Genomic DNA, 12641 nt, shown 5'->3' on the forward strand with positions numbered 1-12641 from the left:
GTTTTTCTGGCGATGAATTCGCCCCTACAGATTCCGCCTGGCCTCTTTCTTTTCTGCTAGTCCGGCCAGACGATGCGGCGCCCCGGCGCGCGTTGCATGTTCTGTCAGCCCGGCCGAAACCCGGCCGAACTCACTGCCTATTGAGGGACCTTGCCGTGGAAAAGATCATCTACACCCTGTGGCGTAATCCGTCGGACAGCCTCGACGCCTTTTCCCAGCGCCTGCGGGGTGGCGTTGCTGAGCAACTCTTCACCTTGGGCGGCCGTGGCCTGCAGGTGAACCTGGCCGACGCCGATGTCGCCCCCGCCGCCGGACTGCGACAGGAAAACAACCGGCCGTTGGCGGATGCGGTCGTGTCGATCTGGGTCGACAGCGCCAACGCTCAGAGCCGTCGGCCCCTGGATGAAGTCCTGGCAGCGACCAGCAGCCGCCTGGCGGCCTACCTGGTATGCGAGTCGGTGGCGATCCGCAATACGCGTTTCCCCGCCCACCCTGGCCAGCGCACCCACGGTTTTTCGCAGATCGCCTTCCTCAGCTGCCCACCGCGCCTGACCCGGGACGCTTGGCTGGATACCTGGCGCAACTACCACACCCAGGTAGCCATCGATACCCAGGACAACTTCCTCTACGTGCAGAACCTGGTGGTACGAGCCCTGACCCACGGCGCCGCGCCGTTGGACGCCATTGTGGAAGAAGCTTTCCCGCCGGCTGCGATGACCGATCCCATGGCGTTCTTCGACGCAGTGGGTGACGAGGAGAAGTTCCAGAAGAACCTTGCGGCCATGATGGAGAGCTGCAACCGCTTCATCGATTTCGACAAGATCGATGTGCTCCCCACCAGTCAGTACGTGCTGAAGACGGCAACGGCGGGTTGAGCCGGGCACGAACCGTGCCGTATCTCCCGCCGGGGGTTAAGTCCTCCGGAGGAATCAGGCTTCCTCATCTTCCCGCACCAGCACACAGTGCAGGCCGTCATCGTCTTCGCTGCAGTCGTAGAGGTAGAACATCTGCACATCGCCGGTGGCGGTGACTACCGCGACGAAATCGCCGGCATCCGCGAGGAAGAAATCGCGGGTCGCCGGATCGGCCTGGCACTCGATCAGCGCCGTGACGAAGGACGAGGGGTCGATGTCGCCGAAGTAGTCTTCGTGATCCTGCTCGTTCCATTCGGCCGGGGCCTGGAAAGGCCCGGTAAACAGAACACGCGCATCACCGAGGTCTTCCTCTTCGGCGTCCAGGTCATTCTCATCGGGGCGATAGAGGGTGCAGTCCAGGGCATCGGCATGGTCGAGTACGGCCTGACGGGCGGCCAGGCGCTTTTCCGGATCAAGGCCGGCGGCGAGGCAGATCTGGGCCCAGCTGTCTTGTTGGCTTGGGGACACGAGGTGATCCTTCTTGGTTGGGGCTGAAAAGGAGTCTAGTGTCAGGCACGGTAGAGCGGCGGGCAATTCTCGATTGGGGGCAACGTGCGCGCCTGTGCTTAGATAAAACCATCGCCCACAGGCCGAGCCTCATGATCCCCGCCGATACCCTGGTCCAGTTGCAAGACATCTTCCGTGTCCACGGCATGACCGACCCGGCGCTACAGGATTGCCTGATGCAGGCGCTCAAGCTGCGCGACTACGACCGCGACCAGCTGATCATCCGCGCAGGCGAACGTCCCACCCACTTCTACGCGATCCTTTCCGGCGTAGCCCGCTACTACTACCTGTCCCCCGAAGGTCGGCAGTGGAACAAGACCTTCTTCCGCGAAGGCCAACTGATCGGTTCCCTCAGCGCCCACCTCAAGCAGCAGCCCTGCACCTACAGCATCGCCGCGGTGGAACGGTGCCGGCTGGCCAGCCTGCCGCTGGCGATTCTCAGTCAGCAGGGCGAGCGCTTCCCCCAACTGCAGCAGATGCAGGATCTGGTGACTCGCCAGATCATGTTGCGTAACGAGGACCGCGAGGCGCTGCTGCTGACAAGCAACAGCGAACAGCGCTACCAGTGGCTGATGGAGCACGAAGCCTGGCTGCTGGATCGGGTGCCGCAGTACCAGTTGGCCAGCTATCTGGGGATGGACCCGGTATCGTTCTCGCGGGTCAAGCGCCGGCAGGACCGCTGACCATCTCCCGTACCCGCAAACCCAGGGCCTCGGCACGCTCCGCACAGAAGTCGTGCTGCTCGGCCGGGACATCCGTCAGCGTTATCCACAGACCGCCATCAGCACCTTGCACGACCTCGCAGCCCAGCGTCGGGCAGCGACTGGCGACCCGCTCGCGATAGACACAGGTCGCCGCCATTTCCCGCAGACGCTGCTTGAAGATCTTGCCCACCACGGTCACCGGCAGGGCTTCCACCTGGAACACCCGCTTCGGGCAGGCCGGGCGTTCGTCGATATGGTCGAACGCGAACTGCTGCAACTCATCGCTGCTTGCCGTCTGCCCCTGGCGCAGTTGCACGTACACCACCGGCAACTCGCCTGCATACTCGTCCGGCATGCCCACGGCGGCAGCCAAGGACACCGCCGGGTGGCTTTCCAGGCAACTTTCGATCAGCGCCGGGTCGATGTTGTGGCCACTGCGGATGATCAGGTCCTTGGCACGCCCAGTAATGAACAGGTTGCCCTGCTCGTCCAGATGCCCGAGGTCGCCACTGCGCAGCCAGCCGCCCTCCAGGGCTGGAATGTCCTGCCCCAGGTAGCCGGCGAATACCGTGGGCCCGCGAACGCAGATTTCCCCACCGTCGATTTTCACCTCGATGGGCCGCGCTACATGCCCGGCACTCCCGGGAATCGCCGGGCTGGCCAGGTTGGGCAAGGCGATCACCCCGGTGCATTCGGTCATGCCATAGGCCTGGTACAGCTCCAGCCCGGTTACCGCCTTCACCTTCTCGCACAGGACCGCTGGCACGGGCGCGCCGCCGGAGAGCATGAAACGCAGGCTGCCGATGCTGCGTCCGTCGATGGGCACTTCGAGCATGGCCGCAACCGAGGTGGGTATGCCGCCGCTCAGGGTGATGCCGTAGTGCTCCACCAGCCGCCAGTGCTGGCGGATCACCTCTGGATTGCGGAAACCACCCAGAGTCGGCAGCAGCATGCGCAGCCCGCTGACCAGTCCGCCCAGGCTGTTCACCAGGGCGCCGGCCACATGGAAGATTGGCAGGCCATTCAATGCCACGTCCTCCGGGCCGGCTTCCATGCAAGCGCGATAGGCACAGGCGGCCGCCACCTGGTTGGCATGGGTCTGCCGGGCCAGCTTGGGCAGGCCTGTGGTGCCGCCGGTGTGGAAGTAGGCAGCACTATCCTCTGGCCGAGGCAAAAGAGCAGGCTCCAGCGCAGCGTCGCTGTAACCCTCGAGCAAACCGTCATAGAAGAACTCGCCGCCTTGCGTCAGCACCGATACGCACTTCGGCCTGTTCGGTAAACGCAGGGAGGCGCCCAGGGCTTTCTGCCACAGGTCGGAACCCGCTACCGGGCCGAGGGCCACCACCAGATCGGTGCCAGCCTTTTCCATCAAGCTGACCAGAGCGTCTTCGTTCAACAACGGATTGATCGGGTTGGCGATGCCGATACTGGTCGCCGCCCAGAGCAGGCACTGACTCTGCGCAATGTTCGGCAGCAACAGGGTGATCACCGGTTTGCGGGTTCCTGCCAGCTCCAGCAACAGCCGCGCGCTGCGGTTGAGCTGGGCGAAGAACGCCGCGTAGCTCAGGTTCTGCTCACCGATCTCCGCTCCCAGGCTGTGGATAAAGGTCAGGGCCGTCCGCTCCGGGTGGCACGACGCCGAGGCCTGCAACAGTTCGTAGACAGTGGTGGGAGCTTGGCTAAGCATGGCGGCCTCCTGGACCTGCGCGTTGTTGTGCGCCGATTGTTGGGGACCGATGCAGCGGTGGCATTAACAAATGTTAAGAAGGTGGACGCCGCTTAGAAGCGTTCCAGTTGCATCTCTCGCAGCCGGCTCAAGGTGCGACGGAAGGGGAACTCCAGATAGCCGTCGGTGTAGAGGCGGTCCATGGCCACGGCGGCCTCCACGTAAAGCGGCACACGACGGTCGTAGCACTCGTCCACAAGGGCAATGAAGCGGCGCACACCATCGTCATGTACGGACAGCTGCGGCAGCTCCCGATCGCCAGCGGCCACTCGCTCAGCACCATCTTCGGTGCCACGCGCGATGCGCCCTTCGCGACGGGCAGCGCTGAGGTTGGGCACTTCTCCCAGGAGAATCGCCTGGAAGCGGTCGCACAGTGCGATGAAATCCAGCGCGGCGAGTGGCTGTTGGCACAGGTCTTCGTAGCGGAACCAGACCGCCGTCGCACATCGGCGCACGACCGGCACCGGACGATGGCCCAGCTCCACGGCAGCGCGAGAACTGCCCTGGCCCGCCGCCAGCCGTTCGAACACCTCAGCCAGGGCGCCGGGTCGACCAGGCTCGGCCACCCAGTAGCGTTGATGAGCCGCACCGGGGTGCAACCGATGGTCCTGATCGCCATCCACCGCTACGACCTGCATATGCCGCTCGATCGCCTCGATGGCTGGAAGGAAGCGCTCGCGGTTGAAGCCGTCGGCATAGAGCTGCTGCGGCGGCTGGTTGGAGGTGGCAACCATGGCCACGCCTTCCTCGAACATCGCCCGCATCAGGCGGCCTAGCAGCATGGCGTCGCCGATGTCATTGACGAACAACTCATCGAAACACAGCACCCGTACATCCTGCCCCAGCTCACGCGCCAAAGCCTGCAGCGGGTCCGGTGTGCCGGTGAGCTGGAACAGGCGTTGGTGAACCCAGCGCATGAAGTGATGGAAGTGCTGGCGCCGCGCCGGAACCTTGAGGCTCTGATGGAAGCGGTCCATCAGCCAGGTCTTGCCGCGCCCGACCGGCCCCCAGAGGTAGACGCCGGTCACTTCACCGGCGCGATGCAACGCCTCATGGCAGGCCTGCAGGCAGTCGACGGCATGGCGCTGGGCGGCATCCGGCTGGAAACCGCCTTGCTCCAGGGCATGGCGGTAGGCGGCAAGGGGGGAGTCGAAAGTCATGGCGCAGCATTGTGGAGGTTGCAGGCGCCATGGGGAAGGTTTGTCGGTTGGCGCAAAGCGCAGCGAAGCCCAACGCATCCGGCCTCGGATACTTCCGCGTGGCGAAAACAACCCTCACCCCCGGCCCCTCTCCCGGTGGGAGAGGGGAGCAGAGCACTCAGAACTGCTCCAGCGCCAGCAAGTCGGCCAGGGCCTGGCGACGGCGGATCAGGCGAGCCTCGTCGCCATCCATCAGTACCTCCGGCAGCAGCGGACGGCTGTTGTAGTTGGACGACATGGACGCACCGTAGGCACCGGTGTCGTGGATCAGCAACAAATCGCCGACTTGCGCAGCCGGCAGCTCTCGCGGAGCCACCAGACCGCCGTCGTGCTGGGTGAAGACGTCACCGGACTCGCACAGTGGGCCGGCGACCACAGTCGGGCGGCTGGGGGCGTTGACCAGATTGCCGGCATTGTCCAGCAGGGTCATGGCGTGGAAGCTGCCGTACATGGACGGGCGCATCAGGTCGTTGAAGCCGGCGTCCACCAGGATGAAGTGGTTGTTGCCGACATCCTTGGTGGCACGTACTTCGCTCAGCAGGCAGCCGGACTCGGCCACCAAGAAGCGGCCCGGCTCCAGTTCCAGGCGCACCGGATGCTTGACGATGCCTTCGATCTCGCGACGAGCCTGGTTCCAAAGTTCGGCATAGCGCGGGATATCCACCACCGGGTCGCCATCGCGGTAGGGAATGGAAAGGCCGCCGCCGGCGGAGATGGCTTCCAGGTCGCAGCCCAGGTCACGCACCGCGCCGACCATCGCACCGCAGACTTCTTCCAGGTGGCTGTAATCCACGCCCGAACCGATGTGCATGTGCAGGCCCACCAGCACCAGGCCGTAGTCGCGGATCACCGCCATCGCCGCATCCAGTTGGCTGTGCCAGATGCCGTGCTTGCTGTTCTCGCCGCCGGTATTGGTCTTCTGGCTGTGGCCATGGCCGAAGCCGGGGTTGATGCGCAGCCAGACACGGTGGCCAGGGCTTGCCTGACCAAGCTGGGTGAGCATGTCGATGGAGCCGACGTTGACCTCGATGCCCAGTTCCACGGCGCGGGCCAGGGTCGGGCGGTCAAGCAGGTCGCAGGTCAACACCACGCCGGCCGGCTCGCCCTTGGGCGAATAGCCGGCCAGCAGCGCACGCTCGATTTCGCCGAGAGACACCGCGTCCACCTGCACGCCTTCCTCGCGCATCAGGCGCAGGATGCTCAGGTTGGAACAGGCCTTCTGGGCAAAACGGATCACATCAAAACCCTTGAGCTGGGCGATGCGCTCACGGATCACCGCAGCGTCATAGCACCACAGCGGGGTGCCGTGTTCACGGGCAAGGTTGGCGAGGGTGGCGGCGGGAATATTCGGGCGCATGGCGACCTCCAGGGAAGGAATGGCGCCATGATGGCGAGGCCGATCGATTCAATAAAATACCAATTTGTGCACACACCATTCATTATTGATATGTACAGTCACCTGTTTCCGAGCGCCCCATGGACCTTTCCATCCGCCATATCGAAGTCTTCCGCGCGGTAATGACCGCCGGCAGCGTAACCGGCGCCGCGCGCCTGCTGTTCACCTCGCAGCCCACGGTGAGCCGCGAACTGGCGCGTTTCGAGCACTTGCTGGGCTTCCGCCTGTTCGACCGTGAGGGCGGCCGCCTGGCGCCCACCGCACAGGGCCTGGCGCTGTTCGATGAAGTGCAACGCTCCTACGCCGGGCTGGAACGCATCGTCGGTGCCGCCCAGGCCATCCGTCGATTCGACCAGGGCCAACTGGCCATCACTGGCCTGCCGGTGTTCGCCCAGACCCTGCTGCCCGGTTTCTGCCAGGCCTTCCTCGAACGCCATCCCGGCGTGCGCCTGGCCATAAGCGCTCAGGAGTCGCCGTTACTGGAAGAGTCCCTCAGTGGCCAGCGTCATGATCTTGGGCTTTCGGAAACCGACATCCTGCCGCGCGGAACCCGAGGTTCGACGCTGTTCGCTGCGGATATGGTCTGCGTACTGCCGGAAGGCCACGAACTGCTGACGCGACCCGAGCTGGAGTTGGCGGACTTCCATGGGCGACCCTTCATCAGTCTGGCCGGCCTGGACATCTATCGGCAGAGCCTGGACGCCCACTTCCTCGCCGCCGGGGTGGAACGCCGGATGGTGGTGGAAACCAGCACCGCCGCCTCGGTCTGCGCCATGGTCCGCCAGGGCCTGGGGCTGGCCATCGTCAACCCGCTGAGTGCCCTGGACGAAGCGGGCCGGGGCCTGCAGATGCGGCGCTTGCGCACGTCAATTCCCTTCCGTGTGCAGCTGATCCGCCCGGAGTACCGGCCCTCCTCCGTGCTGGTGGATACCGCCACTGAGATACTCCGCGAGCAGGCGCAAAGCCTGATCAGGACGCTGGAAGCACGGCTGCAGCGCACGGACTGAACGATGCCGTGCCACTTACCCTGGCCAGGCTGACGCACAATAGAAACCCGCACCGAGTTCGACACGACGAGGCAGGCACAGAATGAAATCCCCCGGCGGCATGCTGCTCACCTGTATCGAACTGGACCGCACCAGCGCCGTACCCCTCTACCGCCAGCTCTACCTGCAAGTGCGCAAGCAGATCCTCAGCGGCCGGCTACCGGGCGGCACACGACTGCCCTCTACCCGCACGCTGTGCAAGGAGCTGGAGCTGTCGCGGATCACGATCCTCAACGCGTTCGACCAACTGACCGCCGAAGGTTTCCTGGCACCGCGCACCGGCGCCGGCACCTATGTCGGCGACGAATGGGAACGCCGTGATGCCGCTGCCGATGGCCCGCGCAAGCCGCCGCGCCTGTCGAGCCTGAGTCAGTCCGTGCATTCCCTGCGCAGCGAACATTTCGGCGGGGTGTCCTATGCCACCTGGGCGCCCGAGTGCCCGACCTCCTTCCTGCCCAGCCACCCGGCCTACGACGCCTTCCCGCTGCCGGTGTGGAAGCGCCTGATGAACCGCCACCTGCGCCAGCCGACCAAGGCGCTGCTCGGCTATGGCGAACTCAAGGGCTTGCAGCGCCTGCGCGAAGCCATCGTCGAATACGTCTTCGACGCCCGCGGCATCGAGTGCAGCCTGGACCAGGTGGTGATCGTCTCCGGCGCCCAGCAGGCCTTCAACCTGCTCGGCATGCTGCTGCTCGACCCGCAGGACGGCGTGTGGATGGAAGACCCCGGCCACATCGCCGCCCGCATCGCCTTCCAGGCCCAGGGCTGCCGGCTGGTTCCGCTGCGCATCGACGATCAGGGCCTGGACGTGCAGCAAGGCCTGCGCGACTGTCCGGACGCCCGCCTCGCGTTCACCACACCTTCGCGCCAGCATCCGCTCGGCACCACCATGAGCTATGCCCGGCGCCTGGAACTGATCGAGTGGGCCGGCCGTGGCCATGGCTGGATAGTGGAGGACGACTGCGACAGCGAATTCCGCTATGTCGGTCGTCCGCTGCCGGCGCTGTTCGCCATGGATCAATGGCAGAAGGTCATCTACGTCGGCACCTTCAGCAAGGTGCTTTACCCCTCGCTGCGCCTGGGCTACGTGATCCTGCCGGAGGCCCTGGTGGAGCCCTTCTGTGCCATCCGCGCGGTGATGGACCGCAGCCCCTCCACCCTGCACCAGGCAACCACCGCAGATTTCATCGTCGAGGGACACTTCCTCGGTCACATCCGCCGCATGCGCGCGCTCTACCAGGGCCGCCAGGCACGCCTGCTGGAACAGTTGCAGCGCCGCCTGGGCGGCTTCATGCGGGTCAACCCCGTGGAAGCGGGCCTGCACCTGATCGGCTGGCTCGACGAGGCCGAGGACGACAACGCCGTCGCACAAGGGCTGGCCGGGCAGCAGATCTACACCTATGGCCTGGGCGACTACTGCATCAAGCGTTACCTGCCCCCGGGATTGCTGATCGGCTTTGCCGGCACCCCCGAGGAACAGGCCGCCGAGAAAGTCGAGGCCCTGGCAAGGGCCCTGGCGAATCTCGGCTGCCGCCTGTAGCGGCGCCCACCCAAAGTGGTCATAACAATTAAAGAATAATGGCTATATCGATAGCGCCATTCCGGAGAGATAAAGGCAGCGCCGGCCAACCCGGCACCTTTTTCAGGAATGACAAGAATGAACGCTATCCAAGCACGCTTTACCGCGCTGCTGCGCCAGAACGCCAGCAGTGAAGCCCCGCCTCCGGCCCTGACGCCCAAGCTCGCCACCCGTCTGCTGGCACGCCTCGAAAGCCTCCGCCTGTTCGCCCACGGCTACCCGCTTCTGACCAACCTCACCCACGGCCGGCTCAAGCCCGAGGACCTGCTGGACTTCGCCTACCGCCATGAACTGCAGGGCCTCTCCCTGCACCTGCTGGACGGTGAAGAGAACAGCCTGTCGCAGATGAGCCCGGCCCAGCTCCGCGTCTTCGCCGACAAGGCGCGCGCCCTGGGACTGGACGTGCACCTGGAGATCAGCAGCACGCGCCGCGAAGACGTCGACCAGGTGGTGGCCGTCGCCCAGGCGATAGGCACCCGCAACATCCGCGTCTACTCGCGCTACGAGGGTCACCTCTCGCGGGTCATGGCACTGATCGAGGCAGACCTCCAGTACATCGGCCAGTTGGCCGACCAGCACGACCTGCACTTCGACTTCGAACAGCACGAGGAGCTCAAGAGCGGCGAGATTGCGCAACTGCTGCGCCAAGCCGGCAACCCGCGCCTGAATGCACTGTTCGACTTCGGCAACATGATCAACGCCTGCGAGCAACCGCTGCCGGCGCTTCAGACACTTTCCCCGTACATCCGCCAGGTACACCTCAAAGGCGTGCGCATCGTCCCCGAACAGAACGGCTTCGGCCATTACGGCGTCCTCCACGGCAGCCGCGAAGATGACCTGCCCGGCGCACGGATGCTGTTCGAACTGCTGATGCTCGGCGAACACGCGCCCCAGGTGATCGCCTTCATCCTGGAGCAGGAAAACCACTACATCGCCCCGTCGTTCCGTCAATCGGACGAGGTGGAAGACCCCTTCATTCCCTACCGGGAGATGAGCGAAACCGCCCTTCCGCCCGGCTACACGGCCGACCGCATGATGGCCGACGAGCACCGTTGGGCGAACAACCAGATCCGGTATGTCCGCGGGCTGCTCACCGAGTTGCGCGTGCTGGCCGAACTCACGCTGACCGAGGCCGGCCAATCCTGCGCCTGACCCGCCGCCAGCAATTCACCCCTTGATACTGTGGAGAACAAAAATGACAGCACAGGCTAAGGCCAAGTGGCTCAGATTCCTGATCCTCGTCCTCGGCGGCGGGACCATCTACAAGCTCGCCAACCTGAAAGACGCCTTTTACGTGCCCATGCAGGAACACATGGGCCTGAGCCACACCGAGATCGGTACCCTGCTCAGCGCGAACGCCATCATCGCCACCGCCCTGTTCGTGGTCGGCGGCTTCCTGGCGGACCGCTTCGACACCCGCAAACTGATTCCCCTGGGCCTGATCGGCACCGGCGCGCTGGGCCTTTACCTGGCAACCTTCCCCGGCTACAGCCAGTTGCTGATCGTGTTCAGCCTGTTCGCCATCTGCGCCGACTGCATTTACTGGCCCGCATTGCTCAAGGCCGTTCGCAACCTGGGCGACGACACCGAGCAGGGACGGATGTTCGGTTTCCTGGAAGGTGGCCGTGGTGTGGTCGATACCCTGGTGGCCTTCTCCGCACTGGGCGTGTTCGTCGCCATGGGCTCGGGCGAAGCCGGCCTGAAATCGGCCATTGTGTTCTATTCGGTGATCGATATCGGCGCAGGCCTGCTCACCTGGTTCCTGCTCAAGGAAAGCAAGCAAGGCCCTGCCAGGACTGAAACCATTGGTCTGGCCGGCCTGCTGGAAGCGGTACGAGTACCGGGCATCTGGCTGGTCAGCCTCAACGTGTTCATGGTCTACATCGTCTATTGCGGCCTGACCTACTTCATCCCCTACCTGAAGGACATGTACCACTTGCCGGTCGCGCTGGTCGGTGCCTACGGGATCATCAACCAGTACTTCCTCAAGGTGCTCGGCGGTCCGGCCGGTGGCTTCATGGCGGACAAGGGCTTCCAGAGCCCGAGCCGCTACCTGAAGTGGGCATTCCTGGCGCTGCTGCCGGTCATGGCAGTGATCCTCACGATTCCCACAGGGGAAAGCTTCATCTACGCCGGGATGGCGGCCACGCTGTCGTTCGCGCTGATCGTCTTCACCATGCGCGGCGTGTTCTGGGCACCCATGAGCGAGGTAGGCATTCCCTCGCGCATCACCGGCTCTGCCTTCGGTATCGGCTGCCTGATCGGCTACGCACCGGGCATGTTCGCGTACGTCATCTACGGCGCCATCCTCGACCACTACCCGGGGGAACAGGGTTACACCTACGTGTTCGGGCTGATGAGCGTGCTGGCGGTAATCGGCTTCATGGTCTCCAGCCTGCTGCACCGCGCAGTGCGCAAGCGCGGCGATACCTTGTCGGAGGGAATGGCGGCCGAGGCTTGAAGCCGTTCCACCCCGGCCCGAAACGAAGAAGCCAGCCCCAGGGGCTGGCTTCTTCGTTTGCGCAGGGTGCGCTAGCGGCTATGGGCCAAAGCCCCCGACGGCACCTTGCCGCTGGTGCCGGTTTCCAGCCAGCGGCGCATGCGCGTCGCGTCGGCCATATGGGTGTACCTGCCGTAGGCATCCAGAAGCACCATGGCCACCGGGCGCTGATTCATGCGGGTCAGCATCACCAGGCAATGGCCGGCGTCATTGGTGAAGCCGGTCTTGGTCAGTTGGATGCTCCAGTTCGGCTTGCGCACCAGGCCGTTGGTATTACGGAACCCCAGGCTGTAACGCGGTTTGATGAAGGTGACGGTCTTGCTCTCGGTGGTGCTGAGCTGGGTCATCAGCGGGAACTTGCGGGTTTCCTTCAACAGCACCACCAGGTCGTTGGCAGTGGATACGTTCATCGGCGACAGGCCGGTGGGCTCGACATAGCGCGTGCTCTTCATTCCCAGCGCGTGCGCCTTGGCATTCATCGCGGCAATGAAGGCACGGTAACCACCCGGGTAGTGGTGGGCCAGGGTCGAGGTGGCGCGGTTTTCCGAAGACATCAGGGCGATGTGCAGCAATTCGCGGCGGCTCAGTTGGCTGCCCAGGCGCACCCGCGAATAGACCCCGCGCATTTCGCGGTTGTCGCGAATGGTGACGGTCAGCACTTCGTCCAGCGGTTGCTTGGACTCCAGCACCACCACCGCAACCATCAACTTGGTCACCGACGCGATGGGCATCACGCGGGTCGGATTGCGTGCATAGAGCACCTTGCCGCTGTTGAGGTCCACCAGTGCAGCACTGCGTGACGACAGTTGCAGCTTGGCCGGGTCACGTGCCGGCAAGGACTGTTCCTGGGCTTGGGCTGGCGAACCTGCAAAAACGAACAGGCAGGAACCCAGGACGAACAGTTTGGCGATGGAACTGCGAATTTTCACGATGCGTCCAGTAACGTAAGTAATGAAGAAAAAATGAAATGAAATGTAGGACCGATACCGGGCAAGTATAGGAATGAAGGAGCAAAAGCACTCAGTGCCTTCCGTCGACGGGGCGCGATTTTGCGCCTTTGGTCGAATGTC

The 12641-nt window shown here is 64.3% G+C and carries 11 protein-coding genes; 6 read left to right on the plus strand and 5 right to left on the minus strand.

The genetic code is table 11. The features are described from left to right. Nucleotides 1-155 precede the first annotated feature (155 nt). Complete coding sequence (locus AAHM40_RS22560; RefSeq protein ID WP_342246662.1) at nt 156-875, plus strand: EthD domain-containing protein; 720 nt, start codon at nt 156-158, stop codon at nt 873-875. A gap of 54 nt (nt 876-929) precedes the next feature. Here AAHM40_RS22560 and AAHM40_RS22565 read toward each other — a convergent pair whose 3' ends face one another. Beyond that, a complete protein-coding gene (locus AAHM40_RS22565) occupies nt 930-1349 on the minus strand; it encodes a hypothetical protein (protein WP_342246701.1) in 420 nt (139 codons plus the stop codon). A gap of 164 nt (nt 1350-1513) precedes the next feature. Between AAHM40_RS22565 and AAHM40_RS22570 the strand changes: the two genes are divergently transcribed. After that, nucleotides 1514-2104 carry a Crp/Fnr family transcriptional regulator gene (locus AAHM40_RS22570; protein ID WP_342246663.1) on the plus strand — a complete coding sequence of 197 codons (591 nt, stop codon included), beginning with the start codon at nt 1514-1516 and terminating at the stop codon, nt 2102-2104. Here the strand turns inward: AAHM40_RS22570 and AAHM40_RS22575 are convergent. From AAHM40_RS22575 to lysA, 3 genes are all read right to left on the minus strand, one after another. Then, nucleotides 2082-3812, minus strand: coding sequence for an AMP-binding protein (locus AAHM40_RS22575; RefSeq protein WP_342246664.1), 1731 nt, complete (start codon nt 3810-3812; stop codon nt 2082-2084). The genes AAHM40_RS22570 and AAHM40_RS22575 overlap by 23 nt on opposite strands. A gap of 92 nt (nt 3813-3904) precedes the next feature. Continuing rightward, nucleotides 3905-5011 carry a cell division protein ZapE gene (zapE, locus tag AAHM40_RS22580; protein WP_342246665.1) on the minus strand — a complete coding sequence of 369 codons (1107 nt, stop codon included), beginning with the start codon at nt 5009-5011 and terminating at the stop codon, nt 3905-3907. A 157-nt stretch (nt 5012-5168) separates the two neighbouring features. Beyond that, nucleotides 5169-6407 carry a diaminopimelate decarboxylase gene (gene lysA, locus AAHM40_RS22585; protein ID WP_342246666.1) on the minus strand — a complete coding sequence of 413 codons (1239 nt, stop codon included), beginning with the start codon at nt 6405-6407 and terminating at the stop codon, nt 5169-5171. Nucleotides 6408-6526: 119 nt separating this feature from the next. Between lysA and AAHM40_RS22590 the strand changes: the two genes are divergently transcribed. The 4 genes from AAHM40_RS22590 (at nt 6527) to AAHM40_RS22605 (ending at nt 11532) form a co-directional block, all read left to right on the plus strand. Further along, on the plus strand, nt 6527-7453 hold the full coding sequence (locus tag AAHM40_RS22590; protein WP_342246667.1) for a LysR family transcriptional regulator: 927 nt from the start codon (nt 6527-6529) through the stop codon (nt 7451-7453). An 82-nt stretch (nt 7454-7535) separates the two neighbouring features. Then, nucleotides 7536-9032, plus strand: coding sequence for a MocR-like pyridoxine biosynthesis transcription factor PdxR (gene pdxR / locus AAHM40_RS22595; RefSeq protein WP_342246668.1), 1497 nt, complete (start codon nt 7536-7538; stop codon nt 9030-9032). Between the two features lie 117 nt (nt 9033-9149). Next, on the plus strand, nt 9150-10223 hold the full coding sequence (locus tag AAHM40_RS22600; RefSeq protein WP_342246669.1) for a sugar phosphate isomerase/epimerase family protein: 1074 nt from the start codon (nt 9150-9152) through the stop codon (nt 10221-10223). 43 nt (nt 10224-10266) lie between these two features. Beyond that, entirely contained in the window at nt 10267-11532 is a 1266-nt protein-coding gene (locus AAHM40_RS22605) for an MFS transporter (RefSeq protein WP_342246670.1), read from the plus strand. Nucleotides 11533-11603: 71 nt separating this feature from the next. On the opposite strand, the gene pbpG is transcribed toward AAHM40_RS22605, so the two are convergent. Beyond that, entirely contained in the window at nt 11604-12500 is an 897-nt protein-coding gene (gene pbpG / locus AAHM40_RS22610) for a D-alanyl-D-alanine endopeptidase (protein WP_342246671.1), read from the minus strand. Nucleotides 12501-12641: the final 141 nt, after the last annotated feature.

The sequence above is a fragment of the Pseudomonas sp. OTU5201 genome, assembly GCF_038440135.1.
GTDB lineage: Bacteria > Pseudomonadota > Gammaproteobacteria > Pseudomonadales > Pseudomonadaceae > Metapseudomonas > Metapseudomonas resinovorans.